This is a genomic window from Rhodococcus sp. PSBB066 (assembly GCF_017068255.1).
Lineage (GTDB): Bacteria > Actinomycetota > Actinomycetes > Mycobacteriales > Mycobacteriaceae > Rhodococcus > Rhodococcus aetherivorans.
In genome coordinates this window covers 4,728,367-4,750,027 of the sequence record NZ_CP070859.1, presented here as the reverse complement: position 1 = coordinate 4,750,027, position 21,661 = coordinate 4,728,367, and the positions used below count along the sequence as shown (strand labels likewise).

The window sequence follows — 21,661 nt, the reverse complement described above, 5'->3', positions numbered from 1 at the left end:
CGGCGGTCACCGCTGCAACGTCAGCCAGATCGCACCGTAAGCAGGCAGCGTCACCTCCGCCGACGCCGGGCGCCCGTGCCAGGAGCGTGCCGTGGCCGTCACGGCGCCGAGGTTGCCGACGCCGTTGCCCTGGTAGGCCGTCGAATCCGTGTTGAGGATCTCCGACCACTGTCCTGTTTCGGGTAGTCCGACACGATAGTCCGAATGCGTCGATCCGGAGAAGTTGAACAGGCACGCCACGACGGAACCGTCGCTCCCGTGACGGAGAAAGCTCAGCACGTTGTTCGCCGAGTCGTTGGCGTCGATCCACGAGTACCCGCTCGGCGAGGTGTCCAGCGTCCACAGGGCGGGGTGCTCACGGTAGATCCGGTTGAGGTCGGCGACGAGCCGGTGCACGCCTTGGTGCAGCGGTCCGTTGTGCGGATCGTCGAGCTGCCACCAGTCCAGGCCCCGCTCCTCGGACCATTCCGCGGTCTGGCCGAACTCCTGCCCCATGAACAGCAGTTGCTTGCCGGGGTGGGCCCACATGTACGCGAGCAGGCCGCGCAGGCCGGCGGCCTGCTCGCGGTCGCCACCCGGCATCCGGGTCCAGAGCGTGCCCTTGCCGTGCACGACCTCGTCGTGGCTGACGGGCAGGACGAAGTTCTCACTCCAGGCGTACACCAGCGAGAAGGTGATCTCATGGTGGTGGTACGTGCGATGCACCGGGTCCCGGCCGATGTACCCGAGGGTGTCGTGCATCCAACCCATGTTCCATTTCATGGAGAACCCGAGCCCGCCCGCGTGGGTGGGCCGGGTGACGCCGGGCCATGCCGTGGACTCCTCGGCGACGGTGACGACGCCGGGGTGGAGCTTGTGCACGGTGGCGTTCATCTCCTGCAGGAAGGCCACCGCCTCGAGGTTCTCCCGGCCGCCGTACACGTTGGGGGTCCAGCCGCCCTCGGGCCGCGAGTAGTCGAGGTACAGCATCGAGGCGACGGCGTCGACGCGCAGGCCGTCGATGTGGAACTCGTCGATCCAGTACAGCGCGTTGGCGACGAGGAAGTTGCGCACCTCCCGGCGGCCGAAGTCGAAGACGTAGGTGCCCCAGTCCAGCTGCTCGCCACGCCGGGGATCGGGGTGTTCGTAGAGGGCACTGCCGTCGAAGCGGGCCAGGGCCCACTCGTCCTTCGGAAAGTGGGCGGGCACCCAGTCCACGATCACGCCGATGCCGGCGGCGTGCAACCGGTCGACGAACGCACGGAACTCGTCGGGCGTGCCGAAGCGGGCGGTGGGGGCGTAGTACGAGGTGACCTGGTATCCCCACGATCCGCCGAAGGGATGCTCGGCCACCGGCAGCAGCTCGACGTGGGTGAAGCCGGCCGCCGCGACGTACTCGGCGAGCTGGTCGGCCAGCTCCCGGTATCCGAGACCGGGACGCCACGAGCCGAGGTGCACCTCGTAGACGCTCATCGGCTCCTGCCACGGCCGGGAGTCGGCCCGGGCGGCGAGCCACGCGTCGTCGCCCCACACGTAGCTGCTGTGGTTGACCACGGAGGCCGTCGCCGGCGGCACCTCGGTGGCGAACGCCATCGGGTCGGCCTTGTCCTGGACCGAGCCGTCGCGGCCGTGGACCCGGAACTTGTACAGCGCACCCGGCTCCACGTCGGGCAGGAACAGTTCCCACACGCCGCTGGAGCCGAGCACCCGCATCGGCGCGAGCCGGCCGCTCCAGCCGTCGAAGTCGCCGACGACCGTGACGCCGCGCGCGCCGGGCGCCCACACCGCGAACGACGTGCCGCGGACCGTGCCGTCGGGGGTCTCGTACGAGCGCTGATGCGCCCCCAGGATCTCCCACAGCCGCTCGTGCCGGCCCTCGGCGAACAGGTGCAGGTCCAGCTCCCCGAGCGTGGGCAGGAACCGGTACGGGTCGGCGACGACGACGGTGTGCTCGAACGGGTAGGTCACCACGAGCCGGTAGTCCGACAGGTCGTGCACCGGGACGAGCGCGCTGAACACGTCGTGGCCGAGAGGCTCGAGTGGGTGATCGATGCCGCCGATGCGCGCCGCCACCTTCTCCGCGTGGGGACGCATGGCCCGGATGATCGTGCCTTCCGGATGCGGGTGGGCGCCGAGCACCGAGTGCGGATCGTGGTGCTCGCCGGCCGCCAGCCGGGCGAGGTCGTGCGGGTTGGGGGAGTGGCGTCGAGTCGGGGGCACTGTCACGAGTTGCTCCTGTAGGCGAGGGTGGTTCGCGTCGGTACACCGATCGGGGGCAGCGCCAGGATGTGCGCCACCGCGCGCCAGGGTTCGAGCCGGACGAAGTTGGCCTGGCCCCACGAGTACTGCGCGCCGGACACCTCGTCGAACACCGTGAGCTGGTCGTGCCATTCGTGGCCGAGCGCCGGCATGTCCAGCCAGACGGTGCCCTGCTCGGCGCCGAACGGGTTGAGGTTGATCACGGTGAGGACCGAATCCCCGGTCCGGGGATCGAATTTCGAGTACGCGATGAGGGCGTCGTTGTCGATGTGGTGGAAGTGGATGTTGCGCAGCTGCTGCAGGGCCGGGTGGGCGCGCCGGATCCGGTTGAGCGTGGCGATCCACGGCTCGAGGGATTCGCCGCGGCGGCGGGCCTCGTCGAACCGTCGCGGACGCAGCTGGTACTTCTCCGAGTCGAGGTACTCCTCGCTGCCGGGTCGCAGCGGGACGTGTTCGTAGAGTTCGTAACCGGAGTACACCCCCCACGACGGGGCGAGCGTGGCCGCGAGGGCCGCGCGCAGAGCGAACATTCCGGGCCCGCCGTGTTGCAGCGACTCGTGCAGGATGTCGGGCGTGTTGACGAACAGGTTCGGGCGCGCCTCGTCCGCCTTCGCCGCGATCTCCTGTCCGAATTCGGTCAGCTCCCACTTCGCCACGCGCCAGGTGAAGTACGTGTAGGACTGCGTGAACCCGCGTCGGGCGAGGCCGTACATGCGGGCGGGACGGGTGAAGGCCTCGGACAGGAACAGCACGTCGGGATCGGTGCGCTTGACCTCGGCGATCAGCCACTCCCAGAAGTTCGGCGGCTTGGTGTGCGGGTTGTCGACCCGGAAGATCTTGACGCCGAAGCTGATCCAGTGCCGCACCACGCGCAGCACCTCGGCGTAGATGCCGTCCGGATCGTTGTCGAAGTTGACCGGATAGATGTCCTGGTACTTCTTGGGCGGGTTCTCGGCGTAGGCGATCGTGCCGTCCGGCAGGACCGTGAACCACTCGGGATGCTCCTTCGCCCACGGGTGGTCCGGGGCGCACTGCAGCGCCAGATCGAGGGCCACCTCGAGGTCGAGTTCGCGCGCCCGGGCGACGAAGGCGCGGAAGTCGTCCTCCGTGCCGAGCTGCGGGTGGATCGCGTCGTGGCCGCCCTCGTCGGAGCCGATGGCCCAGGGGGAGCCCACGTCGTCCGGGCCGGCGGTGAGGGTGTTGTTCGGTCCCTTGCGGTTGACCTTGCCGATCGGGTGGATGGGCGGCAGGTACACCACGTCGAAGCCCATCGCGGCGACCCGCGGCAGTTCCTCCGCGGCGGTGGCGAAGGTGCCGTGCCGTGGCGTGCCGTCCTCGTTCCACCCGCCCGTCGAGCGGGGGAAGAACTCGTACCAGGAACCGAACAGGGCCCGTTCCCGATCGACCACGGCGGTGTACGCCTTCCCGCGGGTGATCAGCTCGCGCAGCGGATTGGCCCGCAGGATCTCGGTGATGTCGGCGGCGAAGGCAGGGGCGATCCGGTCGGCGAGCGGCCGCTCCGAACGCAGCGCCGCGGCCACGGCGAGCAGGGCCGGCCGGTTGGGGCGCGGCGCGGTCTTCGCGGCCTTCTCGAACAGGCGGGCGCCGATCTCGATGTCGTTCGCCAGGTCCTCCGGACCCTGGCCGGCGTCGACCTTCGCGTCCACCGCGTGCCGCCACGTGCTCACCGGATCGCTCCAGGCCTCCACCCGGTACGTCCACAGTCCCGGACTGGTGGGGGTGAACACGGCGTGGAAGGTGTCGGGCACCTCGCCGGGAACCATCGGGATCCGGATCAGCTTCCCTTCGCTCTCCGGGTCCGATCCCGGCCCGCGCACGGCCAGGGTGGCGGCGACGGCGTCGTGGCCTTCTCGCCACACGACTGCCGACACGGGAACCACCTCCCCGACAACGGCCTTGACCGGATGTCGCCCTCCCGAGATGTCGGGACGGACATCGTCGATGCCGAGGCGGCCTGTCGCGCTGGCTCCGATTCGACCTGTCACGCTCGCTCCGTTCCGTCTGTCATGCCGGCTCCGTTTCCCTCGCACGGACTGCTGACGAGCCTTCGGATGCGGCCCGTCCCCAACCGTAGTGGAGGTACGCACCGCCGTCCCCTCATGCGACGCGCAATGTCGTCGACGCCCCGCAATAGCTGTTACCCGGGGTCGACGCGACGGAACGAGCGAGCCCCGCGGCGCCGTGTGCCGCGGGGCTCGCGCGTCCGCTCGCGGGGAACGTGGCCCGGCCGCCGGACGGCCGCCGCATTTGCCGGTCTTCCCGGCCGGCCGAATGTCGGTAGTCTTCCCGGGGTGAGAGCCTTGCGTCGGTTCACCGTACGAGCCCACCTTCCCCAGCGGCTGGCCGGACTGGGCCCGCTCGCCGTCAACCTGCGCTGGTCGTGGCACACGCCCACGCAGGACCTGTTCGCCTCGATCGACTCCGCGCTGTGGCGTCGCGTCGAGCACGACCCGGTGCGGATGCTCGGCGAGGTGCCGCCGGCCCGTCTCGACGCGCTCGCCGCCGACGAGGAGTTCCTCGCGCGGCTCGACGCCGAGTCGGCCGACCTCGACGACTACCTCGCGAGGCCGCGCTGGTACCAGCACCAGCAGCAGGAGGGCACCGGGCTGCCGTCCGGCATCGCCTACTTCTCCATGGAGTTCGGCGTTTCCGAGGTTCTGCCGAACTACTCCGGCGGACTCGGCATCCTGGCCGGCGATCACCTCAAGGCGGCCTCGGACCTCGGCCTGCCGCTCATCGGTGTCGGCCTGCTCTACCGCTCCGGCTACTTCCGTCAGTCCCTGACCGCCGACGGATGGCAGAGCGAGCACTACCCGAACTACGACCCGCAGGGCCTGCCGCTGCGGCTGCTGACCGAGGCCGACGGCACCCCTGCCCTGATCCAGGTCGCCATGCCCGGCAATCGCACCCTCACCGCCCGGGTGTGGATCGCCCAGGTGGGCCGCGTCCCGTTGCTGCTGCTCGACTCGGACATCGCCGAGAACGACGAGGAACTGCGCGGGGTCACCGACCGCCTCTACGGCGGCGACCAGGACCATCGCATCAAGCAGGAGATCCTGGCCGGGGTCGGCGGGGTGCGCGCCGTCCGCGCCTACACCCGGATCGCGGGACTGCGCGATCCCGAGGTGTTCCACATGAACGAGGGACACGCCGGGTTCCTGGGCGCCGAACGCATCCGCGAACTGGTCACGGGCGCCGGTCTGGACTTCGACGAGGCGCTCGCCGCCGTGCGCGCCGGCACCGTCTTCACCACCCACACCCCGGTTCCCGCGGGCATCGACCGGTTCCCGGCGGAACTCGTCCGGCACTACTTCTCCGGACCGAACGGCGAGAACGAGTCGGCGCTGCTGCCCGGCCTGGGGGTGGACCGCGTCCTTTCCCTCGGCCGGGAATCGGACCCCCGTGTGTTCAACATGGCCCACCTGGGTCTGCGGCTCGGCCAGCGCAGCAACGGCGTGTCGAAGCTGCACGGCCGGGTCAGCCGCGAGATGTTCGTGGGCCTGTGGCCCGGCTTCGACGCCGGCGAGGTGCCGATCGGGTCGGTCACCAACGGCGTGCACGCCCATACCTGGGCCGCCCGCGAGTGGCTCGAGTTCGCCAACCGTCTCGCCGGTCCCGACCGGGTCGAGGAGGCCCAGGGCTGGGAACTGCTGCAGACGGTCGAACCGCGCGAGCTGTGGGCCACCCGCAACACGTTGCGTGCGCAGCTGGTGGAGGAGATCCGTCGGCGGCTGCGCCGGTCCTGGCTCCAGCGCGGCGCCACCGAGGCCGAACTCGGCTGGGTGGACGGGGTCTTCGATCCGCACGTGCTCACCGTCGGCTTCGCCCGCCGGGTGCCGACCTACAAGCGGCTCACCCTGATGCTGCGCGACCCGGAACGACTGCGGGCCCTGCTGCTCGACGAGGAGCGCCCCGTGCAGCTGGTCGTCGCCGGCAAGAGCCACCCGGCCGACGACGGCGGCAAGGCACTGATCCAGCAGGTGGTGCGGTTCGCCGATGCCGCCGACGTGCGGCACCGCATCGTTTTCCTGCCGGACTACGACATGTCCATGGCCCGGTACCTCTACTGGGGCTGCGACGTGTGGCTGAACAACCCGCTGCGCCCGCTCGAGGCGTGCGGCACCTCCGGGATGAAGTCGGCCCTCAACGGCGGGCTCAACCTCTCCATCCGCGACGGCTGGTGGGACGAGATGTACGACGGCGAGAACGGCTGGGCCATCCCCACCGCCGACGGTGTGATCGACGAACACCGCCGCGACGACCTCGAGGCCAGCGCCCTGTACGAGCTGCTCGAGCGCTCGGTCCTGCCGCGGTTCTACGACCGGGACGGCAGCGGTGTGCCCACCCGCTGGATCGAGATGGTGCGGCACACGCTCCAGAACCTCGGTCCGAAGGTGCTCGCCTCCCGCATGGTCCGGGACTACACCGTGCAGTACTACGCGCCGGCGGCCGCGGCCGCGCGCGAGGCGGTCGCCGACGGGTTCGCCGGAGCGCGCGAGCTCGCCCACTACCGGCGTCGCGTCGAGGCGGCATGGCCGGCCGTGCGGGTGGCCCAGGTCGACAGCGCCGGACTGCCGGACATCCCGGAGATCGGCTCCAAACTGGCCCTGACCGCCCACGTGTACCTCGACGGTCTCCGGGTGACCGACGTGGTCGTTCAGGCCGTCGTCGGCCGGGTCGGGGTCGACGACACCCTGTCCGACGTGGTGACGGTGCCGATGCGGCACACCGGCACGGACCCGCTGGGCGAGGTCTTCGAGGTCGAGGTCGCGCTGCCGATGGCCGGGTCGGTCGGCTACACGGTGCGGGTGCTGCCGCACCACGAGCTGCTCGCGTCGGACGCCGAACTCGGCAAGGTCGTGCTCGCCTAGCTAGCTCTCCGCGCCGGGCCCGCGGCCGCTCGCGTCGAGCAGGACGCGCGCGGCGTCGCGGGCCTGCCGCGCGACGGCGGGAGAACCGGAGATCGCCGCCGTCGCCATCGCCCCGTTGGCCAGGATCGCCAGCTGGTCGCCCAGTGCCGGGGGGCTGCCCGCGTCCGCCACGAGTCCGCGCAGGTAGCGCCGGAACGCGTCCTTGTGCGTGCGGGCGATCTCGGCGACGTCACCGGAGATTCCGCCGAGTTCGCCGAACGTGTTGATGAAGGTGCAGCCGCGGAAGTCGCTGCAGGCGAACCATTCCTCGAGAAAGTCGAACACCGCGAGAACCCGCTCGCGCGGATCGGTGCGGGCATCGACATACCGGCGCAGATCCGTCAGCACGGTGTGATCGCGCCGGGTCAGAACGGCCTCCACGAGCCGGTCCTTGGCGGGGTAGAGCTGATAGAGCCGCTTGAGCGACACCCCGGAGCGGGCCCGGATCGTGTCCATTCCGACGGCCTGGATGCCGTGCTCGTTGAACAGTTCCTCGGCGGCGTCGAGCAGCCGGGTCTGCGCGGTGTCCGCGTCCATCGGGCCCCTCCCTCTTGCATCGAGAACCATCGTTCTCTACGCTACACCACGTACCGGAGAACGCTCGTTCTCCGACCGATCCGAGGAGGACTCATGTCCGCTTCCGTTGTCCGCCACCGCACCGAGACCATCGACGGGCTCGACGTTTCCTACCGCGAGGCCGGGGACCCGGGTGCGCCGGCTCTCGTTCTGCTGCACGGCTTCCCGTCCAGCTCGCACATGTTCCGCCACCTGCTCGGCGAGCTCGCCGACCAGTACCACCTCGTCGCCCCCGACCACATCGGCTTCGGGCGATCGGCGATGCCCGCCGTCGACGAGTTCGACTACAGCTTCGACCGTCTCGCGCAGATCACCGATGCGCTGCTCGACCGGATCGGGCTGACGCGCTTCGCCCTCTACCTCCACGACTACGGCGCCCCGATCGGCCTGCGGATCGCGGCCGGGAACCCCGAGCGCGTCACCGCGCTGATCACCCAGAGCGGCAACGCCTACCGCGAAGGGTTCACCCCGTTCTGGGAGATCCTCTTCGCCCACGCACAGGACCGCGCCGCCCACGAATCCACCGTCCGTGCCCTCCTCGAGCCCGAGGCGACCCGGTGGCAGTACGTCCACGGTGTCCCCGAGGACCGGCTCGACCGGATCGCCCCGGAAGCCTGGCTGCTCGACCAACTGGGCCTCGATCGGCCCGGCAACAAGGAGATCCAGCTCCAGTTGTTCTGGGACTACCAGTTCAACCTCGACGCGTACCCGGCATTCCAGGAGTACTTCCGCGCCTGGCGGCCGCCGACCCTGGTGGCGTGGGGCCGCGGCGACGAGATCTTCGGTCCCGCCGGTGCGGAAGCATTCGCCCGCGACCTCCCCGACGCGGAGATTCACCTGCTCGACGCAGGCCACTTCGCCCTCGAGACCCACGGGCCGGAGATCGCGGACCTCGTCCGTGGATTCCTGGGCCGCACTCTGAACCCGGCCGCACTCTGAGCCCGGCCGCACACTCCGAGACCGAAGGAGAGTAATCGGATGCCACCGCTTCTCGGTGATGCACCGGACGGGTCCCGCCGTGCCCTGGCCGCCGCCCTCGCCCCGGGGGCCGTCGCGCTCGGCGCGGCCGGCGCGCTCGCCGCCCTCGAGAACCTCGCCCACTGGGCGGTGTTCGGGTTGCCGTACGTCGCGTCCGCAGCCCTCATCGCCCTCGCACCCGGCACCCCGGCCGCCCGGCCCGGAGCGATCGTGCGGGCCTACCCTGCGGCCGCGGCCGCGGCGCTCGTCGTCGCGGCCGTCGCCGGTCCGTCGCAGGCCGGCGCCGCCGTCGCAGCGGGACTTGCGGTCGTCGCCATGGCGCTGCTGCGGGCGCCGCATGTGCCCGCCGCGGTGTGTGCCGGGGCGATCGGGCTCACGGACCCGGGGATCGGCTACGTGGGAACCACGCTGGTGCCGGCGCTCCTCGTCGTCCTCGGCGTCGCGACCGTCGCCGGGCGGGTGCTGCCCGGATTCGTCTATCCGGCGCGGGTCGCCCGTGCCGGCTGACCGGGACGGTCGCCCGTCGCTGTGCGCACGCCCTCGCTTCGAGGTATAGGACCGCGGGGCGGTGGGTATACACCCGATGCGTCCGACCGAGGACGCATCGGAAATCGAGGAGGAGGATGCACTCGCGACACGCCTCTCAGGCGTTCACATCGACCGGGTTGTTCTACCGCGGGGTCCGCGCCGAGCCGAGCCAGGTGACGATGCTCCGGCAGGCCCTGGACCGGTGGCTGGACCGCCTCCACCTCGAGGTCGAACTCGGGCAGGATGTGCTGCTGGCCAGCTACGAAGCGCTGGCCAATGCCGTCGAGCACGCGTATCCCGACGGGTACGGGGATCGTGTCGGTGCGGTCGACCTGGAGGCCGTCTATCGACCGGGGGAACGTTCCGTCGAAGTGATCGTCACCGATCACGGCCGCTGGCGCACCCCGGAGGATCCGTCCGGCGACAGCTGCCGTGGCCACGGGCTCGCGCTGATCCGGACCCTGACGTCCCACACGGATGTCGTCACCGTCCCCGACGGCACCTCGGTCTCGATGAAGTGGGACGTCTCGACCTCGCCCGCGCTCGTCGCGGCGCCGTGACCCCGTAGTGACGCATCAGCGGTGACCCGGCAGTGACACATCGGCCGTGACCCGGCAGTGACGGACCACCGGCTTCCGGAAGCGCCCCCCTGCGGCGCTGTCCGGAAGCCGGTGGTCCGGTCGGAGACCACCGACGCCGGGAGAACGTCGGTGGTCAGCTCCTGCGGCCGCGCCGGCTCGACGCCCATCCGGGGCGCCGGGGCGAGGCCGCGGTGGCCCTGCGATCGTCGCCGGTCACAGTGTTCCCGTGGTCGTCCGCGAACATCGCGTCGATACGAGCCTTGATCTCGGCCGTGCTCATCGCCGAACCCGGGACGGTGCTCGGGTCGGCGACGTGATTGAGGTGGTTCATCGGTTCCTTGCTCGGGTGGGCCCGGGCGGGCCGTCGGAGTCGGGAGTGGGCGAGGTCAGGAGCGGATCATCACCGCTGCGACCGCGACCGTCGCCACCGTGAGAAGGGCGGCCAGCACGCCGAGGGTGAGGGATCGGCTGATCGCGACGGCCAGCCCGCACGAGAGGGTGCCGGCACCGACGATGATGGACGGTACCGAGAGCAGCGGCGAGTTGTCGCTGTGGGGAGCCGGATGGGCGAGGTGAGCCATGGGTGTTCCTTCTTCGCGGATCGTGTCCGGGAGGTACACCTGCTCGGAGCGACGGGCAACCGGGCCTCGAGCGGTGTTCTCCCGAAAACCTGTCCACACGATTCGTGGAGAGTGAGAGAGGAGCACCGGGGGTCGGGGCGGCTCCGATTCGGGCGTCGCCGGGATCTGGGGCGGACGCTCTGTGTACCAGGATATGTGATGTGACGCGTGCGACGCCACCCAAGAACTGTGATGTGTGTCACTATCGAGGGTGTTGCCGACCGGAGGGGGCGCGCCGGTGTTCGACCAGGACGAGTTCATGGCGGTGCTGTCGCGGTTCGCGCGCCTGCTGCCCACCCCCTACGACGTCGGCGCAGCGCTCGACGAGCTCGTCGACGGCGTGACCGCCGTTCTGGGTCTCCTCGGGTGCGGCGTGAGCCTGCAGTGCGAGGGCCGGCTGCAGTTCGTCACCGCGGCCGCCGAGGTGGTGGGGGAGATGGAACGCTGCCAGGAGGAGGCCGGGGTGGGGCCGTGCCAGTACGCGTTCGATCGTGGCGAGCCCATCGCGGTCGCCGACGTGCGGACACGATCAGACCTGTGGCCGGACTACGCCGAGAAGGCCCGCGAGCACGGGATCGCGGCGGTGGCCGGCATACCGATGCAGCTCGCGGACGAGAAGATCGGCGCTCTCGACCTGTACGCGTGCGAACCGCGCGAATGGGCGGATCGTGAGATCGCGGCGGCGCAGATCTTCGCAGACATGGCCACCGGCTACATCGTCAACTCCAACAAGCTGCGGCAGCACGAGCAGCTGAACGCGCAACTGCAGGCGGCGCTCGATTCGCGCATCGTCATCGAACAGGCGAAGGGCATCATCGCCCACGCCCGGAGCACCACCCCCGACGAGGCGTTCCGGCTCATCCGCGGCCACGCCCGCAGCAACCAGGCACCCGTGCGGTCGGTTGCCAAGGCGATCGTCGAGGTGGGCCTGCGGGTCTGATCACCGGGTGCCGCGGCGGCCGCGGTTCTCACACCGGTCGGACGTTCTCCGCCTGAGGTCCCTTCACACCCAGTCCGATCTCGAACTCGACGCGCTGACCCTCTGTCAGCGAGCGGAAGCCCGTCCCCGCGATCTCCGAGTAGTGGACGAAGATGTCGGGCCCGCCGCCCTCCTCCGCGATGAAGCCGAACCCCTTCTCCTCGTCGAACCACTTCACAACGCCCTGTGGCATATCCGAAAAGCCCCCTGTCCCTGCGACCCTCGACTCCGGCGCCTGCGCCGCCTTCGATGCTGCCGCGAAACGGCCGGAAATTCCGGGAAAGTCGTGAACGTTTCGGGATCGGACGCGTCGCGGCCCGGTCAGCCCCGCAGACGGACGAGCGCCTTGCGCACCACCCGCGGATCGGCTGTCTCCCAGAACGGGGGCAGCGACGCGCGCAGATACCCGCCGTACCGTGCGGTCGCCAGGCGGGGATCGAGCACCGCCACGACACCCCGATCGTCCGTGCTGCGCAACAACCGGCCCACGCCCTGCGCGAGCAGCAGCGCGGCGTGGGTGGCCGCCACCGACAGGAAGCCGTTGCCCCCGCGCGCCTCCACCGCCCGCTGCCGCGCCACCAGCAGCGGGTCGTCCGGTCGCGGGAACGGGATCCGGTCCAGGATCACCAGCGACAGCGACGGTCCCGGCACGTCCACGCCCTGCCACAGCGACAGGGTCCCGAACAACGACGTCGGTTCGTCGGCCGCGAACTTCTCCACCAGGGCGCCGGTCGCGTCCTCGCCCTGGCACAGGACCGGCGTGTCCAGGCGCTCCCGCATCGCCTCCGCCGCCGCCTTCGCGGCGCGCATCGACGAGAAGAGCCCGAGCGTGCGGCCGCCGGCGGCCTCGACCAGCTCCGCGATCTCGTCCAGGTACGCGGGGGAGAGCCCGTCGCGGCCGGGGGCCGGCAGGTGCTTGGCGACGTACAGGATGCCGGAGCGGGCGTGATCGAACGGCGATCCCACGTCCAGGGAATTCCACCGCAGGTCCCCGTCGTCCGACGGTGGTTCCGTCCCCGACGCCGCGCCGGTGTCGCTGCGGGCCGGCGACTGCGGCGGCAGCCCCCAGTTGACGGCGAGCGCGTCGAACGAGCCACCCACCGTCAACGTCGCCGAGGTCAGGACGACCGTCGACGCGGCGAACAGCCGGGACCGCAGCAGTCCGCCGACGGACAGCGGCGCCATCCGCACCGTGTGGCGGGTGTTGCCGCGGAACTCGTCGGCGGCGTGCCAGACGACGTCCCGGCGGGCAGCGGGATCCGTCTCCTCGAAGGCGGTCAGCACGCGAACCGCGCAGTCGTGCACCTCGTCGACGTCCGCCAGCGCCTGGTTGCGGGCCGCGGCGGCCTCGGCGTCGAGCCCCGCCTTGGGTGGTCCGATCGCCGTGCACACGGCCCACGCCGCGTCGCGGATCGCGGCCAGCGCCGCGCCCGCGCCCTCGGGCAACTCGTCCCACCGCCCCGGCGGCAGCTCCTCGAGCAGCGCCTCCCAGTTCTCGGCGGCCCCCTCGAGTCGGTCGACGTCCTCGTCCTCGATCAGCTTCACGCAGCGCCGCGCCGCGGCCGAGACGGTGCCGCCGGACAGCTCCGCCGTCGCCACCCCGGTGACGCGGTCCACGAGTTCGTGCGCCTCGTCGACCACCACCACGTCGTGCTCGGGCAGGATCGAGATGCCGCTGATCGCGTCGATCGCCAGCAGCGCGTGGTTGGTGACGACCACGTCGACCTGCCCGGCCTCGGCGCGGGCGATCTCCGCGAAACAGTCGTCGCCGACCGGGCACCGCGACTTGCCCAGGCATTCGCGGGCGGTGACACTCACCTGACGCCACGCCTCATCCGACACGCCGGGGACGAGGTCGTCGCGGTCGCCGGTGCCGGTGGTCGACGACCACTCCGTGATCCGACGCACCTCCCGGCCGATCCGCGACAGGGCGAACGCGTCGAACAACTGGTCGTCCGCAGGCGGCTCCTCGGCCAGACCGGTGTGGATCTTGTTCAGGCACAGATAGTTCCCGCGGCCCTTGAGGATCGCGAAGCGGGGGCGCCGGCCCAGCGCCGACTCCAGCGCGCCGGCCAGCCGCGGCAGGTCCCGGTCCACCAGCTGACGCTGCAGTGCGATCGTCGCGGTGGAGACCACCACCGTCCGGCCCGTCTGCACCGCATACCGCACGGCCGGCACGAGGTAGGCCAGCGACTTGCCGGTGCCGGTGCCGGCCTGGACCGCGAGGTGCTCGCCGGTGTCCAGCGAATGCGCCACCGCCGAGGCCATGGTCAGCTGGTTGCGCCGTTCCTTGCCGCCCAGCGCGTGCACCGCGGTGCGCAGCAGTTCCGGCACATTCGGGAGTTCGGGCACCGCGTCAGGGTACTGGGCACCACCGTCAGGTTCGCGGCCCGACCTGTCCGACCAGGTCCACACCCGCCCCCCGGAGCGCCGAGAGCGCCGACTCGACGGTCGCCTCGCTCACCCCGGCCGTGTACGGCAGCAGCACCCGCGTGTCGAACCCGGCGGCGGTGGCATCGAGCGCGGTCGCCCGCACGCAGTGATCGGTGGCGATACCCACGATGTCGACCGCGGTGACCCCGTGCCCGCGCAGCCACCCGTCGAGGGACTCGCCCGTGTCGTGGCTGCCCTCGAAGCCCGAGTACGCGGCCTCGAACGCCCCCTTGGAGAAGACCGCCTCCACGCGGGTGGTGTCGAGGGCCGGATGGAACTCGGCACCCTCGGTTCCCGCCCGGCAGTGCGGCGGCCACGAGTCCACGAAGTCCGGCTCCTCGGCGAAGTGCGCACCCGGATCGACGTGGTGATCCCGGGTGGCGACCACGTGCGCGTAGTCCTGCGCGTGTGCGGCCAGATACCGGCTGATGTCCGCGGCGACCGCGGCGCCGCCGGCCACGGCCAGCGACCCGCCCTCACAGAAGTCGTTCTGCACGTCGACGATGATCAGCGCCCGCGACAACGTCCTCACCTCACGAATCGGGTCGGCACCGCGGCCTCGCCCGCCGACAGGGTCAGGGCCTCCCACGGGAGACTGATCAGCCCGTGCGCGAGCAATGCCCGGCTCTCCTCCAGCGTAGGCCCGTCGCCGACCCGCTCGCCGTTGCAGACCAGCGGAACCATCAGCTCGTGCACCACCTCGCCGTCGCCCCCCGGTGCGGGCGCGTCCGCCGGGTAGATCACCTCTTCCACCAGCGTGCCGGTCGGGCGGGCGAACCGCACCGCGCGCTTGGCGCCGCCCCGGGACTCCTTGTGCGCGCTGCGCTTCTCCACCGGGATGCCGTCGACCTCGACCAGCTTGTAGACCATCCCGGCCGTGGGCGCGCCCGAGCCGGTGACCAGCGACGTCCCGACGCCGTACACGTCGACCGGCTCGGCGCGCAGACCTGCGATCGAGTACTCGTCCAGGTCACCCGACAACACGATCTTCGTGTTCGTCGCGCCCAGGCCGTCGAGCTGCTCCCGCACCTGCCGGGCCAGCACGCCGAGATCGCCCGAGTCGATCCGCACGGCCCCGAGTCCGGTGCCGGCCACCTCGACGGCCGTGCGCACCCCGTTGGTGATGTCGTACGTGTCCACCAGCAGCGTGGTCCCCACCCCGAGCGTCTCGACCTGGCTCCGGAACGCCGCCGCCTCGTCGCGGCCCGCCCCGGTGGTGTGCACGAGCGTGAACGCGTGCGCCGCGGTACCCGTGCCCGGCACCCCGTACCGGCGCACCGCCTCGAGATTCGACGTCGCGTCGAAGCCCGAGAGGTATGCCGCCCGCGCACACGCGACCGCCGCCTCCTCGTGGGTCCGGCGCGACCCCATCTCGATCAGCGTGCGGCCGTCCGCGGCGCTGACCATCCGCGCCGCCGCCGACGCCACCGCGCTGTCGTGGTTGAGGATCGACAGGATCAGGGTCTCGAGCAGGACGCACTCGGCGAACGTGCCGCGCACCGCCAGCACCGGCGAACCGGGGAAGTAGAAATCGCCCTCCCGGTAGCCCTCGATGTCGCCGGAGAACCGGTAACCGCGCAGCCACTCCACGGTCGAGGCGTCGAGGAACCGTGCCGCCACGGCCAGTTCCTCCTCGCCGAAGTGGAACCTCTCCAGCGCATCGATCAGCCGGCCGGTCCCACCGACCACGCCGTACCGGCGCCCGGGCGGCAGACGCCTCGCGAACACCTCGAACGTGCAAGGGCGGGAACCGGTGCCGTCCGCGAGCGCGGCCTCGAGCATCGTCAGCTCGTAGACGTCCGTGAACAGGGCGGTGCTCGCCGTCGCAGTGCGCGGCAGAAGGGAATCGGGCACCCGATCACTGTAGAGCGCGGGCCGGGATGCGGCTGTATTGCCGGGCGCCGACGCCGTACCCTGGAGACATGGCGACGTGTTCCCCGACAAGCCCGTTCGGCACCGCCCCCCCGGAGCCGTCCGACGCAGTCACCGTGGCCTCGTTTCCCGCCGTCACCATGGCGGCAGGGCAGGCAATGCCGGCGGAAGCCGAAACCGTCGAGGAGATCGAAGCAGTCGACCGGCCCTGGGTCACCGTCGTGTGGGACGACCCGGTCAACCTCATGCACTACGTCGCGTACATCTTCCAGAAGCTGTTCGGGTACAGCAAGGCCAAGGCCACCGAGCTGATGCTCAAGGTGCACAACGAAGGCAAGGCGGTCGTCTCGAGCGGCTCGCGTGACAAGATGGAACACGACGTGCAACGCCTGCACGCCGCCGGGCTGTGGGCGACGATGCAGCGGGCCGAGTGACCGGCCGCCCGCTCGCCGACCATCCCGACCGCGAAGCCAGGAGGAGCCGACCGACGTGCGGCAGTGGAGCAGGAAGAACTCGCTCGGAGGCGTGAAGCTGCGATCCGAGATGGACGCACACGAGGCGTCGGTGCTGCGCTCGCTCGTCGCATCCGTACTCGGCATGCTCGAAGAACGCGCCGCCGGCGCCCCGCAGGACGACCTCGCCGCCCTCACCGGCCTGCGCACCGGCAACTGCACCCCGCCGGACGTCCCCGCCCTGCAACGGCTGCTGCCCGACTTCCACCGGCCCGACGCCGACGCCACCGTCCATCCCGACGACGAATCCGCCGACCTCAACGGTGCCCTGCGCAGCCTGCACGAACCCGACATCATCGACGCCAAGCTCGCCGCCGGAGCCGTCATCCTGCGCACCGTCCCCGAATCCGGCGGCAAGGTGGTGCTCAGCCCGGAACAGGCCGATGCCTGGCTGTACGGGCTCAACGACCTCCGGCTGGCCCTCGGCACCACCCTCGGCATCGACGACGACACCCCCGAGACACTCGACGAAGACGACCCGCGGGCCCCGCACCTCGACGTCTACCACTGGCTGACCTGGATGCAGGACTCCCTCGTCCAGGCGCTGCTGCCGTGACGGCCACGCCCGGACCCACCGACTCGCTCACCGACGTCGCCGGCCTGCGCGTCGGGCACTGGCAGGCCCTCGACGCCGACGTCACCCTCGGCTCCGACCACGCCTTCGGCACCGGGCGGGCCACCGGATGCACCGTCGTCGTGCCCGACCGTGCCGTCACCGCCGCCGTCGACGTCCGCGGCGGCGGGCCCGGCACCCGCGAAACCGACCTGCTCGATCCCAGCCACTCCGTCCAGCGCGTCGACGCGGTGCTCCTCACCGGAGGCAGCGCCTACGGGCTCGCCGCCGCCGACGGCGTGATGCGGTGGCTCGAGGAACAGGGCCGCGGCATTCCGATGGGGCCGCCGGGGGCCGTGGTGCCCATCGTGCCGGGCGCGGTCGTCTTCGACCTGCCCGTGGGGGAGTGGACCGCCCGGCCCACCGCCGACAGCGGATACCGGGCCGCCGCGGCCGCCGGCACGACCGTCGCCCGTGGCACCGTCGGCGCCGGAGTCGGCGCACGCGCCGGCACCCTCAAGGGCGGCATCGGCACCGCGAGCCTGTTCCTGGCCGAGGGCCCCGCCGCCGGCGTCACCGTCGCAGCCCTCGTCGTCGCCAACCCCGTCGGAGCCGTGTTCGACCCCGAGACCGGCCTGCCCTGGGGCCTCGGCCCCGCCCGGGCCGCCCGGCTCGGGCTCGTCGCGCCCACCGCAACCGACCTCGCCGCCGCCAACGCCCTCGCATCCAAGGGCACCGCCCTCAACACCACCATCGGCGTCGTCGCCACCGACGCCGACCTGACCGCCGCGGCCTGCCGCCGTGTCGCCGTCGCCGGGCACGACGGCCTCGCCCGGGCCGTCCGCCCCGCCCACTCACCCCTCGACGGCGACACACTCTTCGCCCTGGCCACCGGCACCGCGACGCCCCCCGGCGCGAGCCGACCGATCCCGGAGGCCTTCGCGCCCGAACTGCCCGTGCTGGCCGCCGTGTGCGAGGCGGCCGCCGAGGTCGTCCAGCGCGCCGTCGTCGACGCGGTGCTGCAGGCCACCGCGGTCGCGGGTATCCCCGCCTATCGTGACGTGTTCCCCTCCGCCTTCACGGCCGGGATTCCCACGTCGCGCTGAGGGCCGCGCTGAGGGCTCAGCCCGACGTGCCCTCCGACACGCGCTTCATCTGGTCGCCGCAGCAGATCTCCGAATGCGGCATCCCCTCGGTGCAGGGGCACGGCTTCTCGTAGACGATCTGCGCGCCGCACTTCTCGCAGGCGTAGCGATCTCCGACGTTTCTCGGCACGACTGCCTCCCGGGTCCGACGGTGCCTCCCACAGTAGCCACCGGGCCGCCGGTCGACAGGGCTTTCACGGCGAAGCCCGACCGTCGCCGCGCACGTGTCGAGCGGTGCGCACGTCGGTAGGCTCGAAAGCCAGGAACACAGCACAGGACACACGCGAAGGGCGAGCGCATGACCGTACCCGACGGTTCCCGTCCCGGGCCCCGGCCCGTCTGGCAGCGCGCGGCGCTCCTGATCGCCGGATTCGTCGCCCTGCTCTACGGCGTCGAAGCCGTCGACGCCGCCGCGCCCGCCGACCTCGACTCCGCCGGTATCGAACCGAGAACCGCCGACGGGCTGTGGGGCGTGGCGTTCGCACCCGTGCTCCACGCCGACTGGGCGCACCTGAGCGCCAACACCATTCCGCTGCTCGTGCTCGGCTTCCTCGTGCTCGTCTCCGGCATCGGCCGCGGTCTGGCCGCCACCGCGATCATCTGGGTGGTCGGCGGGCTCGGCACCTGGCTCACCGCCGGGTCCGGCTTCGTGCACATCGGCGCGTCGATCCTCGTCTTCGGGTGGCTCACCTACCTGATCACACGCGGCATCTTCACCCGGCAGTCGAGCCAGATCGTCATCGGGGTGATCGTGCTGTTCGTCTACGGCAGCATCCTGTGGGGCGTGCTGCCCAGCGATCCGCGCGTCTCCTGGCAGGGGCACCTCTTCGGCGCCGTGGGCGGCGTCCTGGCCGCCTGGCTGCTCTCCGCCGACGAGCGTCGCCGCCGCCGCCCGCCGGCCGTGCCCACCTCCTCGTTCGGGTGAGACGCACCCCCGCGCAACAACTGACCGATCGGTAGGCTCACAGCGTCGCCGCAACTGTGACATCTCTCGATCAAAACCTGCGTTGGCTTCGTCGCAGCCACAGGGACGTGGCAGCATGACCCCCATGCGCATGACCGTCCTGGGGTGTTCCGGCAGCGTGGCCGGGCCGGATTCCGCCGCGTCGGGCTACCTGATCACCGCCCCGGGCACCCCGCCCCTGGTGATCGACTTCGGTCCCGGCGTCCTCGGGGCCCTCCAGCGCTACGCCGACCCCGGCGAGGTCTCGCTGCTGCTCTCGCACCTGCACGCCGACCACTGCCTCGACATCCCCGGCCTGCTCGTCTGGCGGCGCTATTCCCCGAACCGCCCCACCGGACGGACCCTCGTCTACGGCCCCTCGGACACCAGCGTGCGCATCGGCGCCGCCTCCGCCGAGATCGCCGGCGAGATGGACGACGTCAGCGACACCCTCGACGTGCGCCCCCTCGCCGACGGCGAAGCCTTCCGCTTCGGCGCGCTCACCATCCACCCCGGCCGGGTCAACCACCCGCCCGAGGCCTACGGATTCCGCATCACCAGCGACTCCGGGCGCACCGTTGTCTACACCGGCGACACCGGCATGTGCGACGAGGTCGTCGAGCTCGCGCGCGGCGCCGACGTCCTGCTGTCCGAGGCCTCGTGGACCCACGCACCCGACGACCGCCCCGACGGCATCCACCTCTCCGGCGCCGAGGCCGGCATGCTCGCCGCTCGCGCCGAGGTGGGCGAGTTGCTGCTCACCCACATCCCGCCGTGGACCTCGCGCGAGGACGTCATCGCCGAAGCCAAGGAGCAGTACTCCGGGCCCGTCCACGCGGTGTCCGCCGGGGACGTCTACCCCATCTAATAGGCTCGTCCGGGTGACCACACGAGAAGACGGCAGAGCGGACGACGAACTCCGCCCCATCCGGATCACCCGAGGATTCACCAACCACCCCGCGGGCTCGGTGCTCGTGGAATTCGGCCAGACCCGCGTCATGTGCACCGCCAGCGTCGAAGAGGGCGTGCCGCGCTGGCGCAAGGGCTCCGGTCTCGGCTGGCTCACCGCCGAATACGCGATGCTCCCCGCCGCCACCCACACCCGCAGCGGACGCGAATCCGTCAAGGGCAAGCTCGGCGGCCGCACCCAGGAGATCAGCCGCCTCGTCGGCCGCGCCCTGCGCGCCTGCATCGACCTCGCCGCCATCGGCGAGAACACCATCGCCATCGACTGCGACGTCCTGCAGGCCGACGGCGGCACCCGCACCGCCGCCATCACCGGCGCCTACGTGGCCCTCGTCGACGCCGTCGCGTGGCTGAGCGCGGCGGGCCGCCTCACCGACCCGCAGCCGATCTCGTGCGCCATCGCGGCCGTGAGCGTCGGTGTCGTCGACGGCCGCGTCCGCCTCGACCTGCCCTACGAGGAGGACGTGCGCGCCGAGGTCGACATGAACGTCATCGCCACCGACACCGGCACCCTCGTCGAGGTCCAGGGGACCGGCGAAGGTGCGACGTTCGCCCGGTCCACCCTCGACAAGATGCTCGACTCCGCGCTCGCCGGCATCGCCGAACTGTGCGAGATCCAGAAGCAGGCGCTCGACGCCCCCTACCCGGGCACGCTGCCGCAGCCCGTGACCCCCGAGCGGACCAGGAAGAAGTTCGGTGTCTGACAGGGTGCAGGTGCTCGTGGCGAGCCGGAACGCGAAGAAGTTGCGCGAACTGCGGCGCGTCCTCGACGCCGCCGGGATCGAGGGGATCGACCTCGTCGGACTCGACGCCGTGCCGCCCTACGACGAGGCGCCCGAGACCGGCGCGACGTTCGAGGAGAACGCGGCCGCCAAGGCTCGCGACGGCGCGGCGGCGACCGGAATGCCGTGCGTCGCAGACGATTCCGGACTCGAGGTCGATGCCCTCAATGCGATGCCCGGGGTGCTCTCCGCCCGGTGGTCGGGGCGGCACGGCAACGACCACGCCAACACCGAACTGCTGCTCGGGCAGCTGCAGGACGTTCCCGACGAGCGCCGCGGCGCGGCATTCGTCTCCGCCTGTGCCCTCGCCGTCCCCGGTGACGACGGCGAGATCGCGGTGCACGTCGTGCGCGGTGAGTGGCGCGGCTCCATCGTCCACAGCCCGCGCGGCGCCAACGGTTTCGGCTACGACCCGGTGTTCCGGCCCGAGGGGGAGGAGCGCACCGCCGCCGAGCTCAGCGCCGAGGAGAAGGACGCCTCGTCGCACCGCGGGCGCGCACTGGCACGATTGGTGTCCGATCTCGCAGCGCTCGCCCGCTGACGCCCGCCGCCGCGGCGCGAAGCCTGCGCTCCCACGCGAAACAAGAAGCCGCCCACGCAATCGCGTGGGCGGCTTGCTGTTTCGCGCGCCGATCGGCCGGCCGGATCAGACGCCGAAGTCGGCCTTGACCTGCTTCGTGCGCTGGTGCTCGACGAAGAACGACAGGAACGGGATCGTGCCGGCGAGGAGGGTGCCGATCGTGCGGCCCGCGGGCCAGCGCACCTTGATCGCCAGGTCGAGCGTGAGCACGAGATACACCGCGTAGACCCAGCCGTGGACCACGGCGATCCAGCCGGGGACGTTCTCGACCTTCAGGATGTACTTCGCGACCATCTCGCCGGTGAGCACGAGCAGCCACACGCCGGTGATCCAGGCGAGCGCGCGGTACCGCGTCAGGGCCGAGGCAATCTTCTTCCGGTCGGCCTCCGGACGGGACTGCGGCGCGGTCGAACCGCTCGTCTGGTCGGGTGCCTGCTCGGGGGT

23 protein-coding genes are annotated in these 21,661 nt (G+C 71.4%); 12 read left to right on the top strand and 11 right to left on the bottom strand.

All coding sequences use genetic code 11. The features are described from left to right. Positions 1-6 precede the first annotated feature (6 nt). On the bottom strand, positions 7-2,205 hold the full coding sequence (glgB, locus tag JYA75_RS21545; RefSeq protein WP_006938391.1) for a 1,4-alpha-glucan branching protein GlgB: 2,199 nt from the start codon (positions 2,203-2,205) through the stop codon (positions 7-9). Further along, on the bottom strand, positions 2,202-4,244 hold the full coding sequence (locus JYA75_RS21540) for an alpha-1,4-glucan--maltose-1-phosphate maltosyltransferase (RefSeq protein ID WP_029542960.1): 2,043 nt from the start codon (positions 4,242-4,244) through the stop codon (positions 2,202-2,204). Before JYA75_RS21540 ends, glgB begins: the two co-directional genes overlap by 4 nt. Before the next feature lie 306 nt (positions 4,245-4,550). On the opposite strand from JYA75_RS21540, the gene glgP reads away from it, so the two are divergent. Next, positions 4,551-7,130, top strand: a complete 2,580-nt coding sequence (glgP, locus tag JYA75_RS21535) for an alpha-glucan family phosphorylase (protein ID WP_044476069.1) — start codon at positions 4,551-4,553, stop codon at positions 7,128-7,130. Here the strand turns inward: glgP and JYA75_RS21530 are convergent, their stop codons facing one another. Continuing rightward, complete coding sequence (locus tag JYA75_RS21530; RefSeq protein ID WP_006938382.1) at positions 7,131-7,706, bottom strand: TetR/AcrR family transcriptional regulator; 576 nt, start codon at positions 7,704-7,706, stop codon at positions 7,131-7,133. 93 nt (positions 7,707-7,799) lie between these two features. Between JYA75_RS21530 and JYA75_RS21525 the strand changes: the two genes are divergently transcribed. The 3 genes from JYA75_RS21525 to JYA75_RS21515 all read left to right on the top strand — a co-directional run bounded on the left by JYA75_RS21525 (position 7,800) and on the right by JYA75_RS21515 (position 9,811). Then, entirely contained in the window at positions 7,800-8,684 is an 885-nt protein-coding gene (locus JYA75_RS21525; protein WP_065922698.1) for an alpha/beta hydrolase, read from the top strand. Positions 8,685-8,723: 39 nt separating this feature from the next. Continuing rightward, the gene (locus JYA75_RS21520; protein WP_006938378.1) at positions 8,724-9,230 is read left to right on the top strand and encodes an HPP family protein; all 507 of its coding nucleotides are present in this window, start codon (positions 8,724-8,726) and stop codon (positions 9,228-9,230) included. Positions 9,231-9,346: 116 nt separating this feature from the next. After that, the gene (locus tag JYA75_RS21515) at positions 9,347-9,811 is read left to right on the top strand and encodes an ATP-binding protein (protein ID WP_029542966.1); all 465 of its coding nucleotides are present in this window, start codon (positions 9,347-9,349) and stop codon (positions 9,809-9,811) included. 154 nt (positions 9,812-9,965) lie between these two features. Here JYA75_RS21515 and JYA75_RS21510 read toward each other — a convergent pair whose 3' ends face one another. Together JYA75_RS21510 and JYA75_RS21505 are read right to left on the bottom strand one after the other, a co-directional pair. Continuing rightward, a complete protein-coding gene (locus JYA75_RS21510) occupies positions 9,966-10,163 on the bottom strand; it encodes a hypothetical protein (protein WP_050035020.1) in 198 nt (65 codons plus the stop codon). A gap of 55 nt (positions 10,164-10,218) precedes the next feature. Beyond that, on the bottom strand, positions 10,219-10,413 hold the full coding sequence (locus JYA75_RS21505; protein ID WP_206530813.1) for a hypothetical protein: 195 nt from the start codon (positions 10,411-10,413) through the stop codon (positions 10,219-10,221). Between the two features lie 277 nt (positions 10,414-10,690). Between JYA75_RS21505 and JYA75_RS21500 the strand changes: the two genes are divergently transcribed. Then, the gene (locus JYA75_RS21500) at positions 10,691-11,392 is read left to right on the top strand and encodes a GAF and ANTAR domain-containing protein (RefSeq protein WP_029542970.1); all 702 of its coding nucleotides are present in this window, start codon (positions 10,691-10,693) and stop codon (positions 11,390-11,392) included. A 28-nt stretch (positions 11,393-11,420) separates the two neighbouring features. Here JYA75_RS21500 and JYA75_RS21495 read toward each other — a convergent pair whose 3' ends face one another. The 4 genes from JYA75_RS21495 to JYA75_RS21480 form a co-directional block, all read right to left on the bottom strand. After that, positions 11,421-11,624 (bottom strand): cold shock domain-containing protein, encoded by a 204-nt coding sequence (locus tag JYA75_RS21495; protein ID WP_029542972.1) that lies wholly within the window; start codon positions 11,622-11,624, stop codon positions 11,421-11,423. 128 nt (positions 11,625-11,752) lie between these two features. After that, positions 11,753-13,783, bottom strand: coding sequence for an ATP-dependent DNA helicase (locus JYA75_RS21490; RefSeq protein WP_065922697.1), 2,031 nt, complete (start codon positions 13,781-13,783; stop codon positions 11,753-11,755). A 25-nt stretch (positions 13,784-13,808) separates the two neighbouring features. Then, complete coding sequence (locus JYA75_RS21485) at positions 13,809-14,387, bottom strand: isochorismatase family protein (protein ID WP_065923497.1); 579 nt, start codon at positions 14,385-14,387, stop codon at positions 13,809-13,811. A 5-nt stretch (positions 14,388-14,392) separates the two neighbouring features. After that, positions 14,393-15,718 carry a nicotinate phosphoribosyltransferase gene (locus tag JYA75_RS21480; protein ID WP_203329313.1) on the bottom strand — a complete coding sequence of 442 codons (1,326 nt, stop codon included), beginning with the start codon at positions 15,716-15,718 and terminating at the stop codon, positions 14,393-14,395. 158 nt (positions 15,719-15,876) lie between these two features. Here JYA75_RS21480 and clpS point away from each other — a divergent pair, with 158 nt between their 5' ends. Genes clpS through JYA75_RS21465 form a run of 3 tightly spaced genes read left to right on the top strand, consistent with a single transcriptional unit; the run spans position 15,877 to position 17,907 of the window. Beyond that, entirely contained in the window at positions 15,877-16,170 is a 294-nt protein-coding gene (gene clpS / locus JYA75_RS21475; RefSeq protein ID WP_050036334.1) for an ATP-dependent Clp protease adapter ClpS, read from the top strand. A 55-nt stretch (positions 16,171-16,225) separates the two neighbouring features. Beyond that, positions 16,226-16,804 carry a DUF2017 domain-containing protein gene (locus JYA75_RS21470; RefSeq protein WP_006937528.1) on the top strand — a complete coding sequence of 193 codons (579 nt, stop codon included), beginning with the start codon at positions 16,226-16,228 and terminating at the stop codon, positions 16,802-16,804. Next, entirely contained in the window at positions 16,801-17,907 is a 1,107-nt protein-coding gene (locus JYA75_RS21465; RefSeq protein ID WP_043799011.1) for a P1 family peptidase, read from the top strand. The genes JYA75_RS21470 and JYA75_RS21465 overlap by 4 nt, the downstream gene beginning before the upstream one ends. Positions 17,908-17,923: 16 nt before the next feature. Here JYA75_RS21465 and JYA75_RS21460 read toward each other — a convergent pair whose 3' ends face one another. After that, on the bottom strand, positions 17,924-18,076 hold the full coding sequence (locus JYA75_RS21460; RefSeq protein ID WP_006937532.1) for a hypothetical protein: 153 nt from the start codon (positions 18,074-18,076) through the stop codon (positions 17,924-17,926). Positions 18,077-18,244: 168 nt separating this feature from the next. Between JYA75_RS21460 and JYA75_RS21455 the strand changes: the two genes are divergently transcribed. The 4 genes from JYA75_RS21455 to rdgB all read left to right on the top strand — a co-directional run bounded on the left by JYA75_RS21455 (position 18,245) and on the right by rdgB (position 21,178). Next, the gene (locus tag JYA75_RS21455) at positions 18,245-18,871 is read left to right on the top strand and encodes a rhomboid family intramembrane serine protease (protein WP_050035023.1); all 627 of its coding nucleotides are present in this window, start codon (positions 18,245-18,247) and stop codon (positions 18,869-18,871) included. A 124-nt stretch (positions 18,872-18,995) separates the two neighbouring features. Continuing rightward, a complete protein-coding gene (locus tag JYA75_RS21450) occupies positions 18,996-19,757 on the top strand; it encodes a cyclic nucleotide-degrading phosphodiesterase (RefSeq protein ID WP_043799009.1) in 762 nt (253 codons plus the stop codon). A gap of 13 nt (positions 19,758-19,770) precedes the next feature. Beyond that, positions 19,771-20,559, top strand: a complete 789-nt coding sequence (gene rph, locus JYA75_RS21445; protein ID WP_006937538.1) for a ribonuclease PH — start codon at positions 19,771-19,773, stop codon at positions 20,557-20,559. A 10-nt stretch (positions 20,560-20,569) separates the two neighbouring features. Further along, positions 20,570-21,178, top strand: coding sequence for an RdgB/HAM1 family non-canonical purine NTP pyrophosphatase (gene rdgB, locus JYA75_RS21440; RefSeq protein WP_037201609.1), 609 nt, complete (start codon positions 20,570-20,572; stop codon positions 21,176-21,178). A 105-nt stretch (positions 21,179-21,283) separates the two neighbouring features. On the opposite strand, the gene JYA75_RS21435 is transcribed toward rdgB, so the two are convergent. Next, positions 21,284-21,586 carry a DUF3817 domain-containing protein gene (locus JYA75_RS21435; protein WP_059174777.1) on the bottom strand — a complete coding sequence of 101 codons (303 nt, stop codon included), beginning with the start codon at positions 21,584-21,586 and terminating at the stop codon, positions 21,284-21,286. Positions 21,587-21,661 lie beyond the last annotated feature (75 nt).